The organism is Foetidibacter luteolus (assembly GCF_009650435.1).
GTDB lineage: Bacteria > Bacteroidota > Bacteroidia > Chitinophagales > Chitinophagaceae > Foetidibacter > Foetidibacter luteolus.
Genome location: NZ_VVIP01000020.1, coordinates 16,874 through 42,489, shown reverse-complemented (window position 1 = coordinate 42,489; position 25,616 = coordinate 16,874). Strand labels below are relative to the sequence as shown.

General features: G+C 41.9%; 30 protein-coding genes and 1 tRNA gene. 18 read left to right on the top strand and 13 right to left on the bottom strand.

Annotated elements, in window-relative coordinates:
* Positions 1–911: 911 nt before the first annotated feature.
* The 5 genes from rny to F0364_RS05985 all read left to right on the top strand — a co-directional run bounded on the left by rny (position 912) and on the right by F0364_RS05985 (position 6,053).
* Positions 912–2,477 (top strand): ribonuclease Y, encoded by a 1,566-nt coding sequence (gene rny / locus F0364_RS06005; protein ID WP_153796860.1) that lies wholly within the window; start codon positions 912–914, stop codon positions 2,475–2,477.
* Between the two features lie 153 nt (positions 2,478–2,630).
* A complete protein-coding gene (gene rplS / locus F0364_RS06000; RefSeq protein ID WP_153796859.1) occupies positions 2,631–2,981 on the top strand; it encodes a 50S ribosomal protein L19 in 351 nt (116 codons plus the stop codon).
* Positions 2,982–3,100: 119 nt separating this feature from the next.
* Complete coding sequence (locus F0364_RS05995; protein WP_153796858.1) at positions 3,101–3,316, top strand: Sec-independent protein translocase subunit TatA/TatB; 216 nt, start codon at positions 3,101–3,103, stop codon at positions 3,314–3,316.
* 122 nt (positions 3,317–3,438) lie between these two features.
* Entirely contained in the window at positions 3,439–4,875 is a 1,437-nt protein-coding gene (gatA, locus tag F0364_RS05990; protein ID WP_153796857.1) for an Asp-tRNA(Asn)/Glu-tRNA(Gln) amidotransferase subunit GatA, read from the top strand.
* A 116-nt stretch (positions 4,876–4,991) separates the two neighbouring features.
* On the top strand, positions 4,992–6,053 hold the full coding sequence (locus tag F0364_RS05985; protein ID WP_153796856.1) for a lytic transglycosylase domain-containing protein: 1,062 nt from the start codon (positions 4,992–4,994) through the stop codon (positions 6,051–6,053).
* Positions 6,054–6,466: 413 nt separating this feature from the next.
* Here F0364_RS05985 and F0364_RS05980 read toward each other — a convergent pair whose 3' ends face one another.
* Positions 6,467–8,821, bottom strand: coding sequence for an efflux RND transporter permease subunit (locus F0364_RS05980; protein ID WP_153796855.1), 2,355 nt, complete (start codon positions 8,819–8,821; stop codon positions 6,467–6,469).
* Between the two features lie 181 nt (positions 8,822–9,002).
* Here F0364_RS05980 and F0364_RS05975 point away from each other — a divergent pair, with 181 nt between their 5' ends.
* Complete coding sequence (locus F0364_RS05975; protein ID WP_153796854.1) at positions 9,003–9,620, top strand: hypothetical protein; 618 nt, start codon at positions 9,003–9,005, stop codon at positions 9,618–9,620.
* An 80-nt stretch (positions 9,621–9,700) separates the two neighbouring features.
* Here F0364_RS05975 and F0364_RS05970 read toward each other — a convergent pair whose 3' ends face one another.
* Positions 9,701–10,840 (bottom strand): cystathionine gamma-synthase, encoded by a 1,140-nt coding sequence (locus tag F0364_RS05970; RefSeq protein WP_153796853.1) that lies wholly within the window; start codon positions 10,838–10,840, stop codon positions 9,701–9,703.
* Positions 10,841–11,176: 336 nt separating this feature from the next.
* Between F0364_RS05970 and F0364_RS05965 the strand changes: the two genes are divergently transcribed.
* Positions 11,177–11,611, top strand: coding sequence for a hypothetical protein (locus F0364_RS05965; RefSeq protein ID WP_153796852.1), 435 nt, complete (start codon positions 11,177–11,179; stop codon positions 11,609–11,611).
* 151 nt (positions 11,612–11,762) lie between these two features.
* Here F0364_RS05965 and F0364_RS05960 read toward each other — a convergent pair whose 3' ends face one another.
* Positions 11,763–12,044, bottom strand: coding sequence for a hypothetical protein (locus F0364_RS05960; protein WP_153796851.1), 282 nt, complete (start codon positions 12,042–12,044; stop codon positions 11,763–11,765).
* A 142-nt stretch (positions 12,045–12,186) separates the two neighbouring features.
* On the bottom strand, positions 12,187–12,663 hold the full coding sequence (locus tag F0364_RS05955; RefSeq protein WP_153796850.1) for a hypothetical protein: 477 nt from the start codon (positions 12,661–12,663) through the stop codon (positions 12,187–12,189).
* A 227-nt stretch (positions 12,664–12,890) separates the two neighbouring features.
* Between F0364_RS05955 and F0364_RS05950 the strand changes: the two genes are divergently transcribed.
* Positions 12,891–13,817, top strand: coding sequence for an IS1595 family transposase (locus tag F0364_RS05950; protein ID WP_153796849.1), 927 nt, complete (start codon positions 12,891–12,893; stop codon positions 13,815–13,817).
* 189 nt (positions 13,818–14,006) lie between these two features.
* Here F0364_RS05950 and F0364_RS05945 read toward each other — a convergent pair.
* Positions 14,007–14,079, bottom strand: a tRNA-Thr gene (locus tag F0364_RS05945).
* Positions 14,080–14,130: 51 nt separating this feature from the next.
* Positions 14,131–14,568 (bottom strand): hypothetical protein, encoded by a 438-nt coding sequence (locus tag F0364_RS05940; protein WP_153796848.1) that lies wholly within the window; start codon positions 14,566–14,568, stop codon positions 14,131–14,133.
* Positions 14,569–14,708: 140 nt separating this feature from the next.
* Here F0364_RS05940 and F0364_RS05935 point away from each other — a divergent pair, with 140 nt between their 5' ends.
* The 8 genes from F0364_RS05935 to F0364_RS05900 all read left to right on the top strand — a co-directional run bounded on the left by F0364_RS05935 (position 14,709) and on the right by F0364_RS05900 (position 19,000).
* Positions 14,709–14,858 carry a hypothetical protein gene (locus F0364_RS05935; RefSeq protein ID WP_153796847.1) on the top strand — a complete coding sequence of 50 codons (150 nt, stop codon included), beginning with the start codon at positions 14,709–14,711 and terminating at the stop codon, positions 14,856–14,858.
* A complete protein-coding gene (locus F0364_RS05930; RefSeq protein WP_153796846.1) occupies positions 14,855–15,100 on the top strand; it encodes a hypothetical protein in 246 nt (81 codons plus the stop codon). The genes F0364_RS05935 and F0364_RS05930 overlap by 4 nt, the downstream gene beginning before the upstream one ends.
* Positions 15,101–15,501: 401 nt before the next feature.
* Entirely contained in the window at positions 15,502–15,789 is a 288-nt protein-coding gene (locus tag F0364_RS05925; protein WP_153796845.1) for a hypothetical protein, read from the top strand.
* A gap of 3 nt (positions 15,790–15,792) precedes the next feature.
* Positions 15,793–16,092 carry a cell division protein ZapA gene (locus F0364_RS05920; protein ID WP_153796844.1) on the top strand — a complete coding sequence of 100 codons (300 nt, stop codon included), beginning with the start codon at positions 15,793–15,795 and terminating at the stop codon, positions 16,090–16,092.
* Between the two features lie 137 nt (positions 16,093–16,229).
* Positions 16,230–17,195, top strand: coding sequence for a transketolase family protein (locus F0364_RS05915; protein WP_153796843.1), 966 nt, complete (start codon positions 16,230–16,232; stop codon positions 17,193–17,195).
* 83 nt (positions 17,196–17,278) lie between these two features.
* Complete coding sequence (locus tag F0364_RS05910; protein ID WP_153796842.1) at positions 17,279–17,824, top strand: RNA polymerase sigma factor; 546 nt, start codon at positions 17,279–17,281, stop codon at positions 17,822–17,824.
* Between the two features lie 34 nt (positions 17,825–17,858).
* The gene (locus F0364_RS05905; RefSeq protein ID WP_153796841.1) at positions 17,859–18,587 is read left to right on the top strand and encodes a hypothetical protein; all 729 of its coding nucleotides are present in this window, start codon (positions 17,859–17,861) and stop codon (positions 18,585–18,587) included.
* A 14-nt stretch (positions 18,588–18,601) separates the two neighbouring features.
* Positions 18,602–19,000: a hypothetical protein gene (locus F0364_RS05900; protein ID WP_153796840.1), complete on the top strand. Its 399-nt coding sequence runs from the start codon at positions 18,602–18,604 to the stop codon at positions 18,998–19,000.
* A gap of 268 nt (positions 19,001–19,268) precedes the next feature.
* Here F0364_RS05900 and F0364_RS05895 read toward each other — a convergent pair whose 3' ends face one another.
* The 7 genes from F0364_RS05895 to F0364_RS05865 form a co-directional block, all read right to left on the bottom strand.
* A complete protein-coding gene (locus tag F0364_RS05895; RefSeq protein WP_153796839.1) occupies positions 19,269–19,727 on the bottom strand; it encodes a DUF983 domain-containing protein in 459 nt (152 codons plus the stop codon).
* A gap of 61 nt (positions 19,728–19,788) precedes the next feature.
* Positions 19,789–20,106 carry a thioredoxin gene (gene trxA / locus F0364_RS05890; protein WP_153796838.1) on the bottom strand — a complete coding sequence of 106 codons (318 nt, stop codon included), beginning with the start codon at positions 20,104–20,106 and terminating at the stop codon, positions 19,789–19,791.
* Positions 20,107–20,171: 65 nt separating this feature from the next.
* Positions 20,172–20,477 (bottom strand): rhodanese-like domain-containing protein, encoded by a 306-nt coding sequence (locus F0364_RS05885; RefSeq protein ID WP_153796837.1) that lies wholly within the window; start codon positions 20,475–20,477, stop codon positions 20,172–20,174.
* A gap of 77 nt (positions 20,478–20,554) precedes the next feature.
* Positions 20,555–21,832: a UDP-N-acetylmuramoyl-tripeptide--D-alanyl-D-alanine ligase gene (locus tag F0364_RS05880; RefSeq protein ID WP_153796836.1), complete on the bottom strand. Its 1,278-nt coding sequence runs from the start codon at positions 21,830–21,832 to the stop codon at positions 20,555–20,557.
* Between the two features lie 331 nt (positions 21,833–22,163).
* On the bottom strand, positions 22,164–22,514 hold the full coding sequence (locus F0364_RS05875) for a HesB/IscA family protein (protein WP_153796835.1): 351 nt from the start codon (positions 22,512–22,514) through the stop codon (positions 22,164–22,166).
* Positions 22,515–22,531: 17 nt separating this feature from the next.
* Complete coding sequence (iscU, locus tag F0364_RS05870) at positions 22,532–22,948, bottom strand: Fe-S cluster assembly scaffold IscU (RefSeq protein ID WP_153796834.1); 417 nt, start codon at positions 22,946–22,948, stop codon at positions 22,532–22,534.
* A gap of 28 nt (positions 22,949–22,976) precedes the next feature.
* Positions 22,977–24,194, bottom strand: coding sequence for an IscS subfamily cysteine desulfurase (locus tag F0364_RS05865; RefSeq protein ID WP_306452325.1), 1,218 nt, complete (start codon positions 24,192–24,194; stop codon positions 22,977–22,979).
* A 101-nt stretch (positions 24,195–24,295) separates the two neighbouring features.
* Here F0364_RS05865 and mce point away from each other — a divergent pair, with 101 nt between their 5' ends.
* Both mce and F0364_RS05855 read left to right on the top strand, forming a co-directional pair.
* On the top strand, positions 24,296–24,706 hold the full coding sequence (mce, locus tag F0364_RS05860) for a methylmalonyl-CoA epimerase (RefSeq protein ID WP_153796833.1): 411 nt from the start codon (positions 24,296–24,298) through the stop codon (positions 24,704–24,706).
* Positions 24,707–24,934: 228 nt separating this feature from the next.
* Positions 24,935–25,591: a hypothetical protein gene (locus F0364_RS05855; RefSeq protein ID WP_207632539.1), complete on the top strand. Its 657-nt coding sequence runs from the start codon at positions 24,935–24,937 to the stop codon at positions 25,589–25,591.
* Positions 25,592–25,616: the final 25 nt, after the last annotated feature.

Below are 25,616 nucleotides of genomic sequence, written 5' to 3'. Positions count from 1 at the left end.
GCTCATACTCCGGCACAGCCCCGCCGCTCATTGGCTTCACCGGGGTATCCGCTGCAATCCCTCACCCAAAGTGCAACCTGCTGCTGCTTTCATAACCTGTTATATAGGGTCAAATAGAAGCAGGTTATCTATGCTACTTTTCTCAATCACCAATAAATCAAACACTTGCAGAAGTCAACAGGAAAGAAGAGAGGTTAAAGAGTGGGAATTTTATAAAAAAATAGAGGCTGCCCCCCAAGCAGCCTCTTAGTTTTTAAGGTAAACTTCTTCTTAACAATTTTTGTTGGCTTTGCTTTAAAAGAAGTTTTTTAAAAGGGTTGAATTTTGAACGCAAACTCCAAAATATAAAAGGTTTAGGCTTTAAACTTCTTTAGCAGGCTTTATGTTCAGGTAATGCTTTTCGCCTGAAAAAGTAGGGTTTAAAGCTGAATTGATGTATAAATATCTAATCTGGTGCCAAACTAAAAAACTATATTAACTATTTGATTATCAATATATTTAAAAAATCAAAACAAACTTTTATTCCCAAAAAGAGAAAAAAGGCCGTCCCATACTGAGAAAAACGACTTTGGAAGTATAGTTTTAGTTTGTGGCAACTGAAGTTATACATGCCTACTTACGCTGCGGCACCGCGCAAGGGATAGAAATGGATACCCCGCTGAGGATACGGCAGCCAGGCTTTGTGGCGGAGTAGGAATGGATAGCCCGGTGCCCTTGCGATAGCTTGGGCATGCGCCCTAAAAACCTTCATTGGTTTATAATCTCCTGTCCATACATTATTATAGAAACTTATAGGAGCAGATTTATATTACGTTGCTTTAATTATCTTCGCACACTTATCGCTTGCTCATCTTCGTCAATGAGATTCGAGACAGGAAATACGATTATGAATCAAACAAAAATCCATAAGCATGGACCAATCAGTATTAACCATTATAGTTGGTGCAATTGCACTGGCAGCGGGTATCATAGCGGGTAAATTTATTTTTGCCAAAGACACCAAAAAACAAGTGGAAGAGGCGGAACAGCAGGCTCAAACCCTGCTGAAGGAAGCAGAATTAAGAGCGGAAACAATTAAAAAAGAAAAACAATTAGAGGCCAAAGAAAGATTTGTACAGCTTAAAGCAGAACATGACAAAGAAGTTCTTGAAAAAAACCGGAAAATAAGTGAAGCTGAAAACCGTGCAAGGCAAAAAGAAATTACCATTAACCAAAAAGAGGCATCGTTAGACAAACAAATTAAAGAAAACGAAGCCATTAAAGAAAATCTGAACCGCCAGATTGAAGTAGTTAACCAGAAGCGCACAGAACTGGAGAAACACCAGGAAGAGCATATACGCCGCCTGGAAAAAATTGCCGCTCTTACTGCTGAAGAGGCCAAAGCCCAGTTGATTGAAAGCCTTAAGCATGAGGCGCAAACACAGGCGCTTACCTTGCAGCAGGAAATTGTGGAAGATGCCAAACAGAAAGCCAATAAAGAGGCAAGAAAAATCATTATTCAGTCTATACAGCGTACCGCCGCGGAACAAACTATAGAAAACACGGTAACTGTATTTAACCTGGAAACAGATGAAATTAAGGGCCAGATTATTGGCCGTGAGGGCCGTAATATCCGCGCTATTGAGGCTGCTACCGGTGTAGACCTGATTGTAGATGATACGCCTGAAGCCATAGTACTATCCTCTTTCGATCCCCTGCGCAGGGAAATAGCCCGCCTCTCTCTGCAGCGCCTTGTTGCCGATGGCCGCATACACCCCGCACGTATTGAAGAAGTGGTGGAGAAAACCCGTAAGCAATTGGAAGAACAGGTAATGGAAATTGGTGAACGCACTGTTATAGAGCTGGGTATCCATGGCTTACACAAAGAACTGGTGCGGATTGTAGGCAAAATGCGCTTCCGCTCTTCTTACGGTCAAAACCTGCTGATGCACAGCCGTGAAGTTGCCAATATTTGTGGCATGATGGCTGCCGAATTAGGGCTTAACCCTAAACTGGCCAAGAGGGCCGGCCTGCTGCACGATATAGGCAAGGTGCCAGATGAAGAAACAGAACTAAGCCATGCCCTGCTGGGCGCTAAGCTGGCGGAAAAATACGGGGAAAACCCAGCCGTAGTAAACGCTATTGGCGCCCACCACGATGAAATGGAAATGCAATACGTAATCTCCCCTATTGTGCAGGCCTGCGATGCCATAAGCGGTGCCCGGCCCGGTGCAAGGCGTGAAATTATGCAGCAATACCTGCAACGCATTAAAGACCTGGAAAACCTGGCTATTGGTTACCAGGGTGTGGAAAAAGCTTATGCGATACAGGCTGGCCGTGAGTTAAGGGTAATTGTTGAGGCCGAAAAGGTAACAGATGCAGACAGTGATAAACTAAGTTTTGAGATTGCCCAAAAAATACAAACCGAAATGACCTACCCCGGCCAGATTAAAGTAACGGTGATAAGGGAAAAGAGGGCCGTAAACGTAGCACGATAAATAATATTCAAACTAAAAGCGGGTTTCTCAAAATGAGAAATCCGCTTTTCATTTTTTCAGCACCTAATATTAGCATCATTTGGAAAATAAGGAGATTGTTATTTGGAATTTATACCTCATACAGTTACCTTTGCCGTCCTTAAATTTTAAGCCATGAACGCAGCAGTTCAATTTGTGCATGAGCAATTAACAGCTAAGAAAGAATTTCCTAAGTTTAAAGCAGGCGATAACGTTTCTGTTAACTATAAAATTATTGAAGGCGGTAAAGAGCGTATCCAGAGCTTCCGCGGAGATGTTTTAAAAATCCAGGGAACAGGTGCCACAGCTACTTTTACAGTACGTAAAATATCAGACGGCGTGGGTGTAGAAAGGGTATTTCCTTTCTTTTCTCCCAACATTGACTCTGTAATACTGAATAAAGTAGGTAAAGTACGTCGTGCGAAACTGTTTTACCTGCGTGAACGCAGCGGTAAAAGCGCCAGGATTAAGGAAAAACGCTTCTAATTCAGCATACCTTATTAGCCAAAAGCGGAAGACAGTCCTTCCGCTTTTTTATTTTCACGTTAACTTTAGATGTTTATTTTTCCTCTAACTTTGACCTTCATCCTCAAATTTTTTTTACAATGGGTAATTTAGGTTTTCAGGAAATTCTTTTGATTGCTGTAGTAGTACTTGTGCTGTTTGGTGGCCGTAAAATTCCTGAGTTTATGAAGGGCCTGGGTCGCGGAATACGTGAGTTTAACGACGCCAAAAACAACGTGAAGAAAGAACTGGAAGAAGGTATGAATGAAAAAGACAAGCAGCCTGCTGCTTCTGCATCCACCACAGCTCAGAACTAATTTCTTCTTAAAAGTAAGCACCACTAACCTTGCAGGTTTTATGGCAGCAATAAATGTTGCTCCGGTAAAAAACCTGGCAGGTTTTATTTTATTTTAAGTTACCAAAAACTACGCTACATCCTTTGTTTACCTTCCGGGGCATTCAGCAATATTTCCAGTTATTAGCATCTAACCAGGCCACCTGCGAAGAGGCCGTTCAATATTTCCTGCACAAAATTACCGACAACACCCACCTGAATGCTTTTCTTGAAATTTATGCAGAAGAGGCGCTGGAAAGGGCACGCCAACTGGACACAAAGAGAAAGGCTGGTGTACCTGTAGGTAAGCTGCATGGCGTAGTTGTAGGTATAAAAGATGTGATTTGCTACAAAGGCCACAAAGTTTCAGCAGCTTCAAAAATACTGGAAGGTTTTACCTCGATATACAATGCAACCGCCGTTGAGCGGCTGCTGGCCGAAGATGCCATTATCATCGGCAGGCAAAACTGTGATGAATTTGCCATGGGCAGCAGCAACGAAAACTCGGCTTTTGGCAACGTTTTAAACGCTAAAGACAACAGCCGTGTGCCGGGAGGCTCCTCCGGAGGTTCGGCGGTGTCTGTACAGGCAGGACTTTGCATGGTTAGCCTGGGCAGCGATACCGGCGGCTCTGTACGCCAGCCGGCGGACTTTTGTGGAATTATAGGGCTCAAACCTACGTATGGGCGGGTGTCCCGTTATGGGTTAATCGCTTACGCCTCTTCGTTTGACCAGATTGGCATATTCGCTTCTTCGGTAGAAGATGCAGCCACCGTATTGGAAGTAATAGCGGGCCAGGATGACTACGATAGCACATCCAGTCACAAGCCTGTAATGCCTTACCTTCAGCAAAATACAGCTCCCGCAAAAAAAATCGCTTATTTTAAAGAAGCCCTTTCTCATCCAGGACTTGACCCGGAAATTAAAGCGCAAACAGAAAGTTTTTTGCAGAAATTAACAACCGAGGGCTATGATGTACAACCGATTGATTTTGAATATCTTGACTACATCGTATCTACCTACTATATTTTAACTACGGCTGAAGCATCCAGCAATCTGTCCAGGTTTGATGGCGTAAAATATGGCCACCGTTCTGCTAAGAATGCTCCAACCCTGGCTGATTTTTATAAAAATAACCGCAGTGAAGGCTTTGGCAAAGAAGTAAAACGGCGCATACTGTTAGGTACATTTGTACTTAGTGCGGGCTATTTTGACGCCTATTTTACTAAGGCCCAACAGGTTAGAAAACTATTACTGGATAAAACAACCGCTATATTCAAAGATTTTGATGCCATCATCTCCCCTACCGTTCCTACCCCCGCATTTAAAATCGGTGAAAAAAGTAATGACCCTATTGAGATGTTCCTGGCAGATATTTATACCGTTTTTGCCAACCTGGTAGGCATACCTGCCATCTCTCTTCCATTGTTTACACATTCTAACGGCATGAATTTTGGTATTCAGGTGATGACCTCTCATTTCGATGAGGAAAATTTGCTGCACTTGTCAAAAGATTTTATGCGGCTGCGTATTTCAGAATAGCGGGTTACTCTACCTAAGATACTGTAAGTCAATAGCTCTGAAAAGTTTTCACCGGTCAAAATTTCAACTCGACGCCATCAACCAAATTGTTTAACCGTTAAAAAGGGACAACATTTATGTGGCACCGGTTACCTATAGAAAAAATTAAGTCTTCGTTTTCTTTTGCCCTGTTTGCCTTATTTGTGGCTTCTATTATGTCTTTTACCTACGAAGGAAAAGATTATACAGGAGAAAAAACAAAAAGAAACGATACCACTGCCTCCAAATCAAAAAGCTTTAAAAGCCTTTTATCCAGTTACGATGCCACTGAAGCATCTTATCAATTTCAGTTAAACCCCAAAGCTGAAGAATTTGTAGAGGCTTATCTTGATAAAAACAGGTACGACCTTGAAAAAATGAAGGTATGGGGTAAAAAACAACTGGAGCTTTACGACAAAATTTTAGCGGCCAACAGCCTTCCGGTGGAGCTGAAATATATATCTGTTGTTGAAAGCAACCTAAAGCCCGGCCTTGTTTCCAGTGCCGGGGCGGTAGGTGCCTGGCAATTAATGCGGGACGAAGCCAAAAGATTTGGCTTAACAACCGGCAAGCACGACCAGCGCAAAGACATTGCCCTTAGCACCAGGGTTGCTGCTAAACTACTAAAAGAACTGTATTTTGAATTTGGCGACTGGCTGTTGGTGGTAGCCGCATATAACTGTGGCGTGGGGCGCATGAAGCAGAGCATAAGGGCCGCCGGTACAGATGATTTTTGGAAATTGCAGAAATACCTACCGCTGCAAACCAGGAACCACGTAAAAAAGTTTATAGCTACGCATTATCTTTTTGAAGGTGGCGGCGGCTGGACAACCATGACGGCCAAAGAAACCGAAGAACATAAAGCTGCTATTGCAGATATGATGCAGCAGACAGACACCACAGCACTTGCTGCCGGCAACACTGGTACTGAAACCATTACCGTAAGCGGCAGGTACAACTCAGTCGTAATTTCTAAAAATGTGCAGATGGATGTTTTGGAGTTTAACGACCTTAATCCTTACTTCGACAGGATGATGGCTGAAGGACGTAAAGTAGAACTCCGCCTTCCATCGGAAAATATGGAGTTGTTTAAATCTAAAAAACAACAAATTTTACAGGAAAGCGTGCAAATGCTGATGGCGCCTATTTCACTTAAGTAAAAGCCAATTATCCATAGAAAATGCCCGGGTTTTAAAAGCCTGGGCATTTTTATTAGATACTACCCTATGTGCAGTTTTTTCTAACCGGATTTTTTAGATACCAGCTAATTGTTTCATGGCATCGTCCCTTGCGTCGCAATCCGTTCATCGTCCGGATCAATGGGCGGCTCCAGTTTCCGGTGCAAACTACCTCCGGCTTTACCAAATGTTTCTTTTCAAACAGGCTGACATCAGCAACATCTGTTTCTGCCACCTCCGGTGCCAGAAATGTTATCTACCAGGGGCTGAAAAGATGCCACAGAGAATCCGGACGATGAACGGATTGCGACGCAACAGGCGATGCCACAACGTACCGTCGCTGGTATAATGATTGATGATTGCACAACCGAAATGCTGAATCAGGCAACAGAAGATTATTCCTTTCCCGATGCTGTTTTTTTGGCCAATGAGTAAATTAATACGGGCAGTAAAACAAGGTTGGTAATGGTACCGGTAACCAATGTTAGCGATGTAAGCCAGCCAAGCGCTTTTGTGCCGCCAAACTCGCTGATGCAAAATATGATAAACCCTGCTATTAGCACCAGTGATGTATAAATGATGCTAAGGCCTGTGTGATGGATGGTTTGTATTAAAGTGTGCTTTACGTGGTTGCTGTGCATGGGCAGCTCCTGCTTGTAATTGACCAGGAACCGTATGGTAACATCTATGGCTATACCCAACGCCACACTAAACACCAGAACGGTTGATGGCTTTAGGGCTATACCCACCCAGCCCATAACACCGGCTGTAACTACCAACGGTATAAGGTTGGGAATGAGGGAACAAAGTAATATTCTAAAGGAACGGAATAAATAAAGCATGCATAGTGTTATAAGCAGGAAGGCCCACATGATGCTTTCTTTAAGCCCGTTGATAATAAAGGAGGAGCCTTCCAGGAAAGTTACACTGCCACCGGTAAAAGTGATATTGTATTTGGAGCTGTCGAATATTTTGTTGGCCTCTTTTTCAAAATCGCTGAGCAAGCCTGGTAGTTTGGCGCTGCCAATATCTTTCATATTTACGCTGATGCGGGCCATTTGTTTGCTGCTGTCCATAAAAGTATTCAGCAGCTTGCTGAAAGTGGTATTTTTTGTGGCAGCACTTGTAGATGAGTCATTATCTGTACCGCCACCTTTCAGGTAATTTTTCATCAATGGCACATCAAACTCTGTTGGGGTAACATAGTTAACACTATCGCCATCGTAATAAGCCTGTTTGGCAAATTTCAGGCCTTCTACAAACGATAACGGGGCTGCGGTTTCAGGCCGGTCTGCTATATACTTTGAAAACTCGTCAATTCTTTCGATAGGCTGCAGGGATTTTAGCAAACCATTCTTTCGCTTTGTATCCACCACAATTTCCAGCGGCATTACACCGTCAAAATTTTCTTCAAACCATTTAAGGTCGGTGTATATTTTATCAGTTTTAGGCAGGTCGTCTACTACAAAACCCTCGCTTTTTATCCTGAACATACCTATAATGGCTACAACAGTAATTAGTGCTGAAATACCGTACACCCATTTGCTGTGCAGGAAAGCCCAGCGCTCTATTTTGGCCAGCAGCAGGTGTATAATTTTACTATCCAGGTATTTTACATGGCGTTTTTTTGGTGGTGGCAGGTAGCTTAAGCATACAGGAATAAAAATGAGAGATATAAAAAACAGCGCCATGATATTAATACCTGATACTACGCCAAACTCTTTTAAAATAGCGCTGCGGGTAAAAGAAAATACAGCAAAGCCGATAGCCGCGGCTATATTACAAAACAGCGTTACAATACCCATACGCCCAATCATGGTTACAAGGGCTTTTTCTTTATCCCCGGTTTCCTTATACGTGCTGTGGTACTTGTTTAAAAAATAAATACAGTTGGGTATGCCTATTACTACAATCAGCGGTGGAATTAATGCTGTAAGCAGGGATATCTTGTAGTCAAATAGCACAATAGTCGCTACACTCCAAACCACGCCCATGCCTACCACCAGCAGGCTCATAATCATGGCGCTGATGGAGCGGAAAAAGATAAGCAGCGTTATAGCTGATAACACCAGCGAACCAATCAAAAACCAGTTAAGCTCTTTTTTTATTTTATCGCTTACGGTTGTTCTTATGTATGGCAAACCACTAAGGTGAACCTGCAGGCCGGTACCCTGCTCAAATTTTTTTACCTCTCTGGCAATATCATCTATTAAAATAGTACGGTATTTACTGTTAGCCATATCCCGGTTAACCCTTACGGCCATTAGGTAGGTATTTGTTTTCAGGTTATACAACCTGCCATTATAGAAAGGGAGGTTTTCAAATTCAGCCTTTGCACTGTCGAGTGATTGCTGGCTGGTATAGGGATAATTAAAAATACGTTTGGGTAACAGTTTTTCAGTTGAATCGTCTTTAACCAGTGTAACTGCTTCGGGTATGCTGAGTATTTCTTCAACGCCCTTTACAGTTTTTAAATCCTTATGCAGTTGAGCGTACTTGTTAAATTTTTCTACAGTGTATAAGTCTTTTGCCTGTATGCCCGCTACCAGTGTACCGCCGTCATCGCCAAACTTTGCCTTAAAATCCTGGTAGGCTATGTATTTGGCATTATCTGTAGGAATGGTTCTGGCAAACTCATAACTCAACTGCACTTTAGCAGCCTTAAACGCCATAAAAGCTGTAATAATAATAAGCGCAAATAACAATGGAAGACGGTAACGTAATATAAATCTGCCTAAGCTATACCACATGTGTAGTTGAAATTGATAATGCCTGCAAAGAAAAGGATTATATTGAAACGCAGGCCTCATCCCTGTTTTAACCGCCTTTTCTTAACCACCGTTGCCGTTAAAAGTATTGTTAACTGTTTATGCCGGTTAATCTTTAAAAACCCGTTACCATCCAAAGTAGCATAAATAAAAAATAACCATTATGAAAAAGCTAATCATACTTGCATTACCTGCCCTTCTTTCGCTGGCAGGGTGCAGCAGCACAAAAGTTACCGATAGCTGGAGCGACAATACTGAAAAACCTGCCCTAAAAAAGATATTGGTGCTGGGTTTATTTAATGACAAAGACAGGAACACACGCATGCAGATGGAAGAGCAGCTTGCAGAGGATCTGCGGGCTTACGGCTATGATGCAGTAACATCTTTTAACGCCTACGGGCCAAAATCATTTGGCAACATGAGTGAAGATAAAGCGCTTAAAATGCTGCGCAACAGTGGTATTGACGGCGTGGTAACCATTACGCTTCTTGATAAAAGCAAAGAAAGAAACTATGTGCCTGGCAATATGGCTTACAACCCTTATCCCTACCGCAGGTTTTGGGGTTACTATTCCTATTACTACCCACGGGTTTACCAGCCGGGTTACTACGAAACCAACACCAACTATTATTTTGAAACCAACCTGTATAACATAGATAACAACAAGTTGCTGTACTCTGCACAATCACAATCTTTCGACCCATCATCTACCAGGGTGCTGGCCGATGAGTACGCAAAAACCATTGTAAAAGACCTTAAGAAGAAAAATATAATTGGTTAAACATAACAGGTGTTTTCTTTTGATAAACAATAAAGCCGCAGTAAGCGGCTTTATTGTTTATCGTATTGTAAGAAGAATAATTATCCCAATGCCTGTTGCAGGTCTTCCATCAAATCTTCCGCATCTTCAATACCAACACTCAATCTTATAAGCGAGTCACTGAGGCCGTTTTTAATTCTTTCCTCTCTTGGTATGGAAGCATGTGTCATAGTAGCCGGATGGTTAATTAAGGATTCCACACCACCAAGGCTTTCAGCCAGTGCAAACAGCCGGGTTGATGACAAAAGTTTTTCCGCTGCTTCTTTGCTGTCGTCTTTCAACTCAAAACTCATCATGCCGCCAAAGCCCCGCATTTGTTTTCTGGCAATAGCATAACCCGGGTGGTCTTCAAAACCGCACCAGTACACTTTGGCTACTTTTGGGTGGCTGCGCAGAAAATGCGCTATTGTTTCACCGTTTTCACAATGCCTTTGCATGCGTACATGCAATGTTTTAATACCCCGCAGCACCAGGAAACAATCCTGCGGTCCGGGCACGGCGCCACAGCTTTTCTGAATAAAATACAATTGATCTCTCAATGCACTGTCATTTATTACCAGGCTGCCTTGTATAACATCACTATGGCCGCCCAGGTATTTGGTAGCGGAATGCATTACTATGTCGGCGCCAAGGTCAAGCGGGTTTTGCAGGTAGGGAGATGCGAACGTATTATCTACACACAACAATACATTGTTCGCTTTCGCCATTTCAGCGGTTGCTGCAATATCTGTAATGTTCATTAAAGGGTTAGTAGGTGTTTCCGTCCATATAAGTTTGGTATTGGCAGTAATAGCGGCATTTATATTGGCCACGTCCTGCATGTTAACATAGCTAAACTTTATCCCGAATTTTTCAAATACTTTTGTAAAAAGCCGGTAAGTGCCGCCATACATGTCATTACCTGCAATCACTTCATCGCCAGGTTGCAGCAGCTTAATTACAGCATCTGTAGCAGCCACGCCACTGCTGAATACCAGGCCGTATTTACCATTTTCAATTTCGGCCATAGCTTTTTCCAGGGCAAAGCGGGTAGGGTTCTGGCTGCGGGCATATTCATAGCCTTTGTTTTTTCCGGGCGCCTGCTGCACATAGGTTGAGGTTTGATATATAGGCGTCATAATAGCCCCGGTTGAGGGGTCTGGTTCAACGCCTGCATGTATAAATCTGGTAGCGGCTTTCATGCTGTTATGGTTTTAGAATGGCAAAGATTGGGCTATTGTTTCATTGCACCAAAGCAGTTATTACGTTAATCCACGTCAACTTTCGTACTTCTTTACCGCTCATCCTGCGCTGTTGCAACTTAACAAAAGGTTAACCCCCATCATGTAACATGCTTTTTTCCTTTCGTCCGCTAAAAAGGGGGTCTTATCATAGTAAATTCCACCTTCGGACACTGCCACTGTTTGTTATGGAAAAGCTAACGAAAAACATATCGCCAGTGGTGTATAATTCATTGCCTTGCTGCATGTTCCATTCTACTTTTAACTCATCAAATCACCACCACAAAAAGCAGTTGTATGAAAAAGATATTTGTAATAGCAGCAGGTCTTATACTTTCCACATCAGTCGCAAAGGCAGACCCCAATGAAAAACTTGTGCAGTCTTTCAACCAAACTTTTCCTAATGCGCAAAGCGTAAAATGGAGCGAAAATGACAACGGTTACCTGGTTTCCTTTACACAAACAGGTACGCTTACCAAAATACGTTACGATAAAGAAGGCAACTTTTTAAACTCTTTACGCTACTACCAGGAAAAAGATTTGCCACTGAAAGTTTTACTGGCGGTTAAGAAAAAATACAAAGACAAAAGCGTGTTTGGCGTTACCGAGCTTACCAACGAAAATGGGGTAACTTACCAGCTTACCCTTAACGATGACAAAAAATGGTACATCATTAACTCTACCACAGATGGCGACCTTAGCCTTAAAGACTCTTATACCAAAAGTGAATAACATGGTTTAAATAAAACAACACAGTAGGGTATTCAAACTGCAAAAAGGGCGTATGCCCTTTTTGTGTTTTATTATGGGCCCGGCAGCAGGAACAAGTATGAGCGTCCCTTGCGTCGGCGACTATATACGGTTTGGGACAAGGGTAGATTAGTTATTTGGCTTCACAGCATTTTTTTATTATTTCAAGTCGTCTTTTAGCCTCTTCGATATAATTTCTTGCAATGTTAAATTTGTATTCGTAATACCTGGCTGTCCAGCACGTATCTTTTAACCATTTATAATGCGGGGCTATAGATAATTGCTTTTTCTGAATCAGGTTTAATCTTTCGGCATGTTTGTTCCCGCTATTGGCCTTGTTGTTGCAGTAAAGGTTATAATATTCGTCGAAAGTTTTAATTTTAAATTTGTTCCCCGCTGCGTCCTTTTCCGACATAGGAAACAATTTGTACTCAACAAAATGAAGCGCAGAGTAAAAAGCGGTTGTTATTACCCAGTCTACACTATCTTCATCTGCGCATAGAGTATTGCATACTTTTTCATTGTGCTGGGCATGAGAAAGCCTATCCCCCATCAATCTATTTTTTAAAGGTTAATTGGAAACCATCAGAAATTAGGGCGTTTTTATTAACGCCTCTAACCGCTGGCATAAAATGAAAGCTAATGCAGAAATTTTTTGAATTGTAATCACTAATAATCTTTGATGCATATTCATAGGCAATGTCGAACTTTTCAGATAAATAAATTTTTTCTGGAAGAACAAAAATTGCATCAAACGTATCGATAGAAGTATACCGCAAATGAATTTTACTACATGTAATTTTAGTATCCGCTAAAAGAGAAAAAAATATTTGTTCACAAGCTTTTTTTGCAGTGTTAAAATTATTTTCAAATTGCTCTTGTATTTGTTTTTTTAAGCTGTCTCTGAATTTATTATACTCACTAATTATTCTATTATTTAGTTCATCATCTGTATACCACCTTCCAGCCGGGACAGCCTGATGATGCTCAGAATGAGTAAGGGATGATTTAACTACAGCAGTAGATATAGACATATCACAAAAATATTTGTATAATACCAAATAAAAATACTATCAGTATTTATTATAACATAACACACTGCAAAAATAGTCTGATTGGGATAGTTTTAGCCCTATAAACGGCTATTTGCGCTTATTATATACCCAAAAAAGACTTTTTTTAATGAAATCCTATAAAATAAATTCATAAAAATTAGGTAGAATACTGGACAATATTTATCTTTATGTAACAAAAAAAGGGCATGAACTTCAAAAATTTAAAAGAGGCAACCAAATACTTTTCGGATGAAAAAGTATGCAGGGACTACTTAATACTGCAACGCTGGAATGGTAACCCTGAATGCCCTTATTGTGGTCATACCAAAGTTTACAATATTGAGGACGGGAAAAGGTTTAAGTGTGCAAATAAAGAGTGCTACAAAAAGTTTTCAGTTACAGTTGGCACAATATATGAAAACAGCAACCTGCCTTTAAGTACATGGTTTATTGCAGTGTGGCTTATTACGGCCCACAAAAAGGGGATTAGCAGCATCCAGTTGGGCAAAGATTTAGGTATTACCCAAAAGGCTGCATGGTTCGTTTTACACCGTGTACGTGAAATGCTGACAGATAAAGCGCCTGAACTACTTAACAATATGGTAGAAGTGGATGAAACTTTTGTGGGTGGCAAAATGAAGAATAAGCATAAATCAGTAAGGGCTAAAGCGCACAGGGAAAACACAAGCCATACGGGCAATAAGACTATGGTAGTAGGGTTACTGGAAAGGGGCAAGCAAGTGAAAACAACTATCTATAAAAGCGAAGAAAAATCTTTGAAAAATATGGTAGTTGACCATGTTAATACCAATGCAGTAATCGTGACAGACAGCTTAAATGCTTACACTGGCTTAAATAAGCTTTTCGCCGGGCATGAAGTTGTTAACCATAACCAAGACGAATATGTTAGGGGTATCTGGCATACAAATTCTATTGAAGGGTTTTTTAGCCAATTAAAGCGTAGCATCTACGGTATTTACCACCAAGTAAGCCCAAAGCATTTGCACAGGTATTGCACTGAAACTGCTTACAGGTACAATTTTAGAAAGATTAGCGACAAAGAAAGATTTGAACTGACAATAAGCAATAGTGAAGGCAGGTTAAAGTATGCTGATTTAATTAAGAAGAATTAACTTTATAAAAAACAATCTCCACACGCAACACTTACGCCTAATGAGAGACCCTTATGAGAGGCTGTGCGTGTGGAGTTCAGGGTGTATACAATTACACCCCTATTGTTTTGTCGCCTCGGAAACGACAAATTTTTAACGGTAAAAAGTTAGGTTTTATAACTTAACTTGTTAACTTAGCAAAGCAAAAAGAGAGCAGGGCGGGCTACGACCCCGCGTCTCCCCAGTACCAGTGGGGTGCCTTAACCAGCTTGACTACCTGCTCATTTATGTGAATCTGCAAAAAAATTACCGCCTGTTGGTCGCAGGCGGTTTTTTATTTCATTAGTTCATAAGCCCATTCATTTTTATCATTACGGAATCTATTTATTTTATTGTCCTTTACAGCAGCCACGCTCAGTGTTGCAGGTAAACTGTTAACAGCTTTTTGCCTGTCAAGATTGGGCTCATACCTTTCAATGATTTCATCAATTATTTCATTCGACGTCAATCCGGGCCTGTTTTTTAAAATAAACTCCGCTTTAGCAAACCATGACCATTTGGAATTATACTCCCAAGATGGGATATTTATCGGAATATGGTTATTCACTACCCTTTTTTCAACCACCGTTCCGTCCAGGTTTTTTAATGCTTCCTTTAGCTCATCAAGCTCCATTTTTGCGGTCAAAAACTTTTCCGTTGCCGACTTTATTTGCTCCGTAAGAATTAGTCTCAATTTTTGTGAAACTTTATCTGATATTTCAATTATAGCCATGTTATCAATATTACGTAGGCGAATCTACGTAATAAAATTATAAATAATCCAAGTAGCTAAAATTTTCATGTAGGTTTTATGTAGAAAACTTTATAATAGTTATATCTGTCTAAATCATTATATTTCGCAAAATTGATTATATGACCGTAGAGAAGAAAAAAAGGTCGGACAAATACGATAAAAAACTTTCGGTAAGCGGCTCGTTTGCCGATGTGATTGCCGCGTCAGTTAAGAATATAAAGGTTGAACAAAAAGAAAAACAGCCTAAGAAGGCTGCTAAGAAAAAATGAGCGAAGGGGCTTGGATAGGTGTCCTATTAACCTCAAATAATTCCGATGACTGGGAACTTGCATCGGAGATTCTGGATATTTATGAGTCAGATAATATTGTTTTGTCTGATGTAAATACTTACTTAAATGATAATTCAGCATCAAATGTTGGAGTTACTGAAGACCTTATTTTAATAAGGAATATGGTAATTGATAAATTCGACAAATACTACAAAACATCACTTGTCCCAAACCGTATATAGTCGCCCTTGCGTCGCACTCTTGTACTCTACCGCTATACGCAGCAGCCTTTCGTACCTCCCCTCAAATTTTCGGTTAAATAAAAATATTCGCAGCGCAAGCCCGGCAACTTATTGCGTTGCGTCACCCCGCGCCAGGGATTAAAGCACAACCATCATCAAAGCAACCAAATGTTGCTTTGATGATGGTTGCGGACGCAGTTCTGCCCGGTGCCTTTGGCAGGCGCCCTAATCAACTCCATAAGGGGCATAAATTTTGAACAGAACAAACCAACACCGAAAGAAAGCAACGGTAAACCTTTGATTATACAGCTTTTTACGGTTAATTTGGATGATTGTTAAAAACCTGCACACTGCATGCCTGTTGAAATTGGCAGCACGTTGTCCGGATATTACTGGCATGTATGGCTCAACTTGAAGAACAGATAAAAAGCCTTCAAAACAAAGTTCAGCAGTTGCTGAAACAGCACCAGCAGGTGCAACGGGAAAACCATCACCTGAAAAAAGAAATTGAAAAGCACCAGGCAGAAATGCTGGCCAAACAGGAAAAAATTAACCTGTTGCAACAGCAGGCTGATGTGTTGCGGCTTGGTACGCAAAACTGGAGCCCCGAAACAAGAAAAGAGCTGGAAAAAAGAATTGAGAGCTACCTGAAAGAAGTTGAAAAATGCCTTGCTTTATTAAATGCTTAAATTATGCAAGAACTAATTCCCGCCAACATCTTAATAGGAGACCGTACCTACCGGATAAAAATAGAACCTGCGGAAGAAGAGATGGTGCGTAAAACAATAAAGCTGATTAACGAAAGAATACTTGAGTTTAAAACCAATTTTGCCGGCAAGGATATGCAGGACTATATTGCCATGGTGCTGATATGGTTTGCCACTGAACAGAACAAAATGGGCAACGAGTGGATAACACTAAAAGAAACAGCGGAAAAACTGGGTGCGTTGGAGCAACAAATTGCCAAAGCACTGAATGATGACAAGCAATAAGCAAGAAAAATAGGTCTAATCGTCTGAAAACCAAGCCTTTTGTTTCTTCTTAAAAATATCAAACAGAAGTTACGGTTACAACCTAATCATTACTTATTTTGCAGGCCATTTTAAAACACCTAAAACTAATACGGGCAATGCTGAAAGATATAACAGTGCTTAATGAGAAAGAAACACGCGGCGGTTTTGGCGAGGGTATTTATGAATTGGGCAAAAAGAATCCCAACGTAATTGTATTAACGGCAGATTTGGCCGGTTCTTTTAAGCTGGGGCCTTTTATGAAGGAAATTCCTGAGCGCTTTATACAGTGCGGCATTGCCGAAGCCAATATGATGGGTATTGCAGCCGGCCTTACCATAGGTGGCAAAATACCTTACACTACCACATTTGCCAACTTTAGCACTGGCCGTGTGTACGACCAGATTCGCCAAAGCATAGCTTACAGCAATAAAAACGTAAAAATTTGTGCCAGCCACGCCGGCTTAACCCTTGGCGAAGATGGCGCTACCCACCAGATACTGGAAGACCTGGGCATGATGAAAATGTTGCCCGGCATGACGGTAATAAATCCCTGCGATTTTAACCAGACTAAAGCGGCTACACTGGCTGTGGCTGAATTTGAAGGCCCTGTTTACCTTCGCTTCGGCAGGCCAAAATGGGCCAACTTTACCAAAGAAGATGGCAGCGATTTTGTAATTGGCAAAGCCCAGGTATTTAGTGAAGGAACAGATGTAACCATCTTTGCTATTGGCCACCTGGTTTGGAAGGCTATTGAAGCCGGCAAAATACTTGAAGAAAAAGGGTACAGTGTAGAAGTAATTAATATTCATACGTTAAAACCCCTGGATACCGAGGCCATTGTAAAATCTATTTCTAAAACCAAATGTGCCGTTACCTGCGAAGAACATAACATTTGGGGTGGCCTGGGTGACAGCATTTCTCATGTTGCCGCTAAAAACTTCCCGATACCAATTGAGTATGTGGGCACCAACGATACATTTGGAGAAAGCGGTACTCCTGTTCAATTACTTAAAAAGTATGGCCTTGATACACCTAACATTGTAGAAGCGGCAGAAAAAGTGATAGCCAGAAAGAAAGGTTAAGACACTAATACATATTAAACCGTATTGCAAAAAACTCATCGTATGTATGAGTTTTTTTATTTTTAATAATCAAACCGCCCTGCATGCACTTAGACGATAAAGAATTATTGTATCAATTCCGGCAGCCTGGAACCAAGGAGAAAGCATTTACGGCCATTATTAAAAAATACCAGGAAAAGCTGTACTGGCATATAAGGCGGATGGTTGTTAACCACGACGACGCCAACGATGTGCTGCAGAACATGTTTATTAAGGTTTGGAATGCATTGGACAACTTTAGGGAAGACAGCCAGCTATACACCTGGCTATATAGAATAGCCACTAATGAATCGCTTACGTTTATAGAGCAACAAAAAAGACGCTCTGCTGTAAGCCTTAGCGATGTTGAAAGCGGGTTAAGCAATAAAATAAAAGCCGACAGCAACTTTGACGCTAATAAACTGGAATGGAAGCTGCAACTGGCAATACAACAATTACCTGAAAAGCAGCGGGTTGTTTTTAACCTGCGCTATTACGATGAAATGCCTTACGAGGAAATGAGCCGTGTGCTGGAAACGAGCGAAGGCGCCCTAAAGGCCAGCTACCACCATGCTGCAAAAAAGATAGAAGAGTTTATTAAAAGTCATTAAACCTTTTTTAACAAAAGGCATCAAACCAGATTGAATGGAAAACAGGAATGAAATATTGAATGAGTTAGCCACTGTTGCGCCTGCATTGCTTTCTGTTGATCGTACTGCGGTTTACGCAGTGCCTGAAGGTTACTTTAACAACCTGGCAGATAATATAATGCGGCAATTACAGGAAACCAACCCAATAATTGAAGGCAACCTGCCGCATCCCTTCCAGGTACCGGACGCTTATTTTGATAACCTGGCAGAAGGTATAATGCAGAAAATAAAATTTGCAAAATCCGGCAACAACGAGGTTAGCAACGAACTGGAAGAAGTGGCGCCTTTTTTAAACAGCATCGGCAAAGCAAATGTTTATACTGTTCCGCAAGGCTATTTTGACAATTTTCAGGTTAACCTGAAACCGCAGCCTGAAATAATAAAAATGCAGCCCCGCAAAAAATGGTACCTGTACGCATCTGCCGCAGCAGTTGTGATTGTATTACTAACAGGTAGCATTTTTTGGTTTGGTCAAAATAAAGGCACCCTGCCCGGTGTGGCAGCAATACCTTCTGTAGATGTGCAAAAAGAAGTGGCCGGGATACCTGAAGAAGAAATCATCAGTTACCTTACACGCCAGCCTGTTGCAGGCGAGTCTGCATACTGGAGCGAAGAGCAGGAACCCGACTTAAATGAGTACATTAAAAGTACCGGCACCGATGAAATACAGCAATTTTTAGAAGAAAACCCCGTACCGGAAGAAAAATCATCTCAAGGAATTTAAACTTTGATTAAAGAATGAAAAAATTATTACCGCTGATGATGTTTTTTTGTTTAGCAGGTTACCTTTGTAATGCACAGCAACAACAAAGCAAACAGGAACGGTTGCAAGCCTTAAAAGTAGCCTTTATAACAAAAGAATTAAAGCTTACTACCGAAGAGGCCCAGCAGTTTTGGCCGGTGTACAATCAATATTTTGATGAAATAAAACAGGCCAGGAAAGAACACCCTGACGATGAAATTGCTTTTGAAGAAAAAGTGGTTGGAATCCGCAAAAAATATAAAGAAGAATTTAAGCGGGTGCTGAAAGATGATGTAAGGGTAAACCGTATTTACACTGTGGATAAAAGTTATAGAGAATTATTAAGAAAAGAGTTGCAAAACAGACAAAGATTTCGCAAATTTGAAAACAAATAAAAGTTAGTTTTTACACCTTATTATAAACTCGGTGTTTTTCATAGGTTAGCAACGGCCAGCTCTTTCTAGAGCGGGCCTTTTTTTTACAGCCTGTTGCTAATGGAAAGGATAAGGTTGCACCTTAACGAATAAAATTCATTTACTTTTTATTGAAAGGGAAGGAAAAAGGCGAGTAATGCTCAGAACGTACAAGAGTGCGACGCAACGGAAGCCTCATAATAGTTCCTCCTGCCGGGCCCATAAAATGTATTATGGAAAACCGTTCTTATTACCAGTTGCCCATTTGTTCAGGTACAATTCTTTCGGGTTCTTCGGCTTTGTGCTTATCCCATTCCTTATCATACTTTACAAACCAGCTTAGCCACATTGTACGGGAAAGCCGCATAATAACCGGTTGCAGCAAAACGAGTAATACTATATCCAGGCCAAGGCACCAGAACAAACGGTTATCATCAATGGAAAAACCAATAAGTACATACCAAGCTATAAAAAAGGCTACTGTAAATGCAACACAAAGCGCATAACTTACATAGCCTGTACCGTAATAAAAGCCCACTTCAATTTCTGTTGCCTGCCCGCAAACAGGACACTTGTCATGCATCTTCATGTACCTGCTCCCTTTAAATGCGTAGGCGTTATTGCTTTGAAAAATTTTACCCCGCCTGCACCTTGGGCATTTATTGTTTAGCACACTTAAGAGGTAAGATGGTTTTCCCTGGCTGCTCATAATTGTTTATAGTTGACTGCAAGGTAAGAAGATTGTTAACCGCAGAGAGAATAATTGAGCTTTAAAGAATGGTATGCAGCCGGATTACCTCTGCCAGGCGGGCTGCAGGCATAACGCCGGACTGACGCCATTTAACCTGCCCGTTCTGAAAAAGTATTAATGTAGGTACGCCCTGTACCTGGAATGCAGAAGCCACCGCCGGATTCTTATCAACATCAATTTTGAGAATCCGCACAGCATCCCCCATCGTGTTTCTGAGTTCTTTCAAAATAGGTGGCATCATTTTACAGGGGCCACACCATTCTGCAAAAAAATCTACCAATACCGGCTTCCCGGAATTAATAACCGCGCCAAAGCTTTCTTTTTGAACACTTTCCATAACAATAGAATTTACAACAGGCTGCATTGCCTGCCGCTATTATCCCCAAAAAAACATACCAATGTTTAGCTAAAGCTGCTCCAGGAACCACCATTAAAAGCCCTTACCCCGGCGTTACTTAACAAAGACACCGCCATACTGCTGCGTATGCCCTGCCGGCATACCGTAATAACAGTAGCATCCTTTTCCTTAAACTGTTCTGCTTTTTGCACAATAAACTGAAGTGGGATGTTCATGGCATCAGGCAGATGCCCCTCTTCTTTAAATTCATTGGGGGAGCGTACATCAACAATAACGGCACCTTCGGCCACAAGGATATTGAAATGTTCCCTGGACAATCTCTTACCCAGAAATTTTTTTAAAAAATCCATCGCACTAATCTTTTCACAAAGGTGCTAACAATTGTTGCAAAATAAAAGAGGCGCCGGCAATTTTAATGTGACTATAGTTACTCAAGCACTTTTTCCATCTGCATGCTGCGGGAACCCTTTACCAGCAGGTAGCAGTTTTGTAACTGCTGGCCCCGTAACCAATCGCCGGCCTGCTTTGAATCAGCAAAGTATTGGTATGGCTGAAGAAGTTTTCCAAAATCGCCGCCTACCAGCACAACATTCTTCCATGAATACCTGCCGATAATGTCTATCAGCGCGGCATGCTCCTTAATGCTGTCTTCTCCTAATTCCATCATGCCGCCCAGCAACAATATCTTGTTATTGGCATGCAGGTGGGCAAAGTTTTCAATAGCCGCCTTCATGCTGGTTGGGTTGGCATTGTAGGCATCCAGTATTATTTTGTTGGTACCCTTCTCCAACAACTGAGAGCGGCTGTTGGAAGGAACATAATTTTCGATAGCGGCCTTAATTTTTTCTTCCGGTACATTAAAGTGCATAGCCACTGCAATGGCACAAAGTACATTGGGTAAATTATAATCGCCTACCAGTTGAGTTTTAAGCTGGGGAGAAGAAAGCCCTTTTGCTATTGCTACTTCCAGGAACGGCTCGCTGGCTTTTACCGTGCCGGTAACACTTCCGTTTAACGTTCCGTACCAGGTAATATCTTTAATGCCTGCACTCATGCTGTGCAGGTAGTTATAATCATCAAAAGCGAAAATAGCGCCGCCATTTGCCCTTATGTAATCATATAGCTCACCTTTACCTTTTCTTACGCCTTCTATACCGCCAAAGCCCTCCAGGTGGGCTTTACCGCAGTTGGTAATGATGCCGTGGGTTGGCTGCGCATACCTGCAATATCCTTCTATTTCTTTCTGGTGGTTAGCCCCCATTTCTATCACTGCCATCTGCGCATCGCCTTTAACGCTTAATAAGGTAAGAGGTATGCCAATATGGTTATTGAGATTGCCCTGCGTAGTGTAAGTAATAAAATGAGATGAAAGTACAGCATGCACCAGCTCTTTAGTGGTGGTTTTTCCATTACTGCCGGTAATGCCTATAAAAGGTATGTTGAACTGTTGCCGGTGGTATTTAGCAAGGTTTTGCAGAGTGGTTAATACATCATCTGTCTTAATTATGCGCCCTGTTTCGCCTGTTACATCTTCATCAACAATAGCATAAGCCGCACCAGCCTCCAAAGCCTTTTCGGCAAATAGGTTGCCATTAAAATTGGGGCCTTTTAAGGCAAAGAACAAGTCGCCCTGTTTAAGCTTACGTGTATCTGTTTGGATGGATGGGTGTTGTTGAAACAGGCTATATAGCTCCGGGATAGTCACAGTAATTTTTTTGCACAATTTACAGGCAATTTGCCACGGAAGCACGGAAGAATATTCCGTTTAGCAGAAAATATTGCCACTGAAGCCAGTAAAGAAATTTTTTTCAAACAGAAGGGATTGCCACGGAAACACGGAAAATTTTGTTAGGATATGGATGGCTAATCCCCGCTTAAATGTCGCCATGAAAAACCGGAGGATGAAGTGCTTGCGACGCAACAGGCGATACCATGAAAAACAAAAGCCGGTATATAAAGGCTGCTTAATGTTCTAATACATGGGATAATAAAAAAGCCGGGGACTAAGCCCCGGCTTTACACAATATCGTTGCTGCTTATACCGCAAAGCTTTCGCCGCAACCACAGCTACGGCTGGCATTGGGGTTATTGAAGAAGAACCCTTTTCCATTAAGCCCGTCCGAAAAATCGAGCTCGGTATTTACGAGGTATAAAAAGCTTTTCAGGTCTGTTACCACTTTTAATCCATCGCTTTCAAACACCTGGTCGTTAGGTTTTTGCTCATTGTCAAAATCCATTTTATAACTAAGGCCGCTACAGCCGCCGCCTACCACGCCCACACGCAGAAAATAAGATGGGTCGTTGCCAATGCCCGCTTCATCCATCAGCTTTTGCACCTTAGCCCTGGCTTTGTCACTTATGATTATCGCGTTTTCTGTTGCCGTCATAATTTTAATTTTTCCGTTTAATGAATTCTTTCTTCAAACACCAAAGCTTCCAAACCCTGCTTTTGCCTGTAGTCGTTAATAGCCGCTTTTATGGCATCTTCGGCCAGTACAGAGCAATGTATTTTCACAGGCGGCAGGTTAAGCTCTTCCACAATTTCCATGTTATCAATCTTCAGTGCATCATCAACGGATTTGCCTTTAAGCCATTCCGTTGCCAGCGATGAAGAAGCGATGGCGGAACCACAGCCAAACGTTTTGAACTTGGCATCTTTTATTACACCGGTAGCTTCATCCACTTCAATCTGCAGACGCATCACATCGCCACATTCAGGAGCCCCCACCAAACCGGTACCCACATTTTTACTGCTTTTATCTAAAGTGCCAACGTTTTTAGGGTTGGTGTAATGGTCAATCACTTTTTCAGAATATGCCATAACTAAGGTTTATGTTTTAATGTGTTTATTAATGGTGCGCCCACTCAATGCTGTTCATATCAATGCCTTCCTTGTACATTTCCCACAGCGGGCTCATATCACGCAGCTTGTTCACTGTATCTGTAACATGCTTAATGGTATAATCAATCTGTTCTTCAGTGGTAAACCGGCCTAAACCAAACCGCAGCGAACTGTGTGCCAGGTCATCGCCCAGGCCCAGTGCTTTTAACACATAGCTTGGCTCCAGGGAGGCTGAGGTACAGGCTGAACCAGAAGAAACCGCAATATTTTTATTAAAGCCCATCATCAGCCCCTCTCCTTCCACGTATTTAAAAGAAATATTGCTTACATGCGGCAGGCGGTGCTCTTTGTCGCCATTCAGGTAACTTTCTTCTATCTGCAATAATGCGGTTTCCAGCTTATCCCTAAGCGCTTTGATACGTTTTGTATCTTCTTCCATATCCAGGCGGCATAATTCGCAGGCTTTTCCGAAACCCACAATACCGGGAACATTTAATGTACCGCTGCGCATACCCCTTTCGTGCCCGCCGCCATCCATTTGAGCTGTTACCTTAACACGTGGATTTTTGCGGCGCACATACAAAGCGCCAACGCCTTTGGGCCCATACATTTTGTGGCCGGTAAAAGCCATTATATCAATACCGTCTTTCTGCACATCTACCGGAATTTTACCAACCGCCTGCGTGGCATCAGTAAAAAACAGTACCCCATTCTTTTTGGCAATATTGCTTATTTCTTTAACCGGCTGCACTACGCCAATTTCATTGTTGGCATACATAATGGAAATGAGTATGGTAGTAGGTTTAATGGCAGCTTCCAGTTCCGCAAGATCAACCAGGCCATTATCCTTTACCTGCAGGTAAGTAACCTCGCCCCCCAGTTTTTCAATGTGTTTGCAGGTATCAAGAACAGCCTTATGTTCCGTGTTGGCCGTAATAATATGGTTGCCTTTGCTGGCATACATTTCAAATACCCCTTTAATTGCCAGGTTATCGCCTTCTGTGGCGCCGGAGGTGAAGATGATTTCCTTGGGGTCCGCGCCAACCAGTTTAGCTACCTGTTCACGTGCATAATCCACCGCTTCTTCAGCTTCCCATCCAAAAGGGTGGTTGCGGCTGGCGGCATTGCCAAAATGCTCTGTAAAGTAAGGTATCATGGCTTCCAGCACACGGGGGTCCATGGGCGTGGTGGCATTGTTGTCCAGGTAAATCGGCAATTTCAGCATATCAAAATTTTTGATAAAGACAAATTTAATCCAAAAGCTCCTATTTTGGGCCCGTGCGGGAATAGAAACTATCTATTTTCATATATCGAAAATCAATCCAGATGCAAAAAGTAGAACATATTGGCATAGCCGTTAAAGATTTGGCAGTATCCATCCCACTGTTCGAAACGCTTTTAAACACCGTTTGCTACAAACAGGAATTTGTTGACAGTGAGAAAGTTACAACAGCCTTTTTCGTAAAGGGTGAAACCAAAATTGAATTGCTGCAAAGCACAGAACCTGGCGGCGTTATAGCAAAATACATTGAAAAACGCGGGGAAGGTATACACCACATAGCTTTTGAGGTAAAGGATATTGAAGCTGAAATAAGCCGGTTAAGCAGCCAGGGCTTCCAGGTATTGAATGAAGTACCAAAACCCGGCGCAGACAACAAAATAATTTGTTTTTTGCACCCTAAATCAACAAACGGCGTATTGATTGAGCTTTGCCAAACGGTAATACCCGGCCGCTAAAAACAAAGTTTTATGGGCCCGGCAGCAGGAACAAGCATGAGGCTTTACTTGCGTCGCACTCTTGTACGTTCTGTTCGCTATGCAGCTTTTCCCACCGGGTAGAAATTTTCATCGCCTCATATCAGTTCTTCGTTTTACTTTCCTAATTAGTTCCTCTAAAAAAATTCTTTTCAAAAAATTTGGCCACATCAATTTTTCTCATGTACTTTGAAACACAAAGTGCTTTTTATGAGTGACAATTCTCAGCATCTGGATACCTTAAAGGATATCAGGCAAATGATGGAACGCAGCAGCCGGTTCATCAGCCTTAGCGGCTTAAGTGGTATTGCGGCGGGGTGCTGCGCATTGGTGGGCGCTTTTTTTGCAAGAGTTGAAATAAACATTTACCAGTTGAATAGCGCAGGTAACAGCAGCGGATACATTATGCGGGAAACCGCAAAAGGTACCATCAGCGACCTGGAGATACGCCTGCTGACAATTGCACTGATTACTTTTCTTGCTGCTTTTACGTCCTCTTTCCTGTTTACCTACCTGCGCAGCAAGAAAAACAAAATCCCCTTATGGGGGGCCACTGCAAAACGCCTGATGTGGAATGTGTGCATACCCTTATTTGTGGGGGGCGTTTATCTGATCAGCGTGCTGCAGCATGGCTCTTTCGAACTGGTAGCATCAGGCTGCCTGCTTTTTTACGGGTTGGCATTGGTTAACGCCAGTAAATACACACTCGTAGAAATCCGTTACCTGGGTTTCGGCCAGATTTTGCTTGGGCTACTAAACTTATACATTGACGATTCAAGCTTCGGTCTTTATTTTTGGGCGCTCGGTTTTGGGGTATTACATATTGTTTATGGAGCGCTGATGTGGTGGAAGTATGAAAGAAATTAAGCAGCTTACCCCTCAACACATGTTT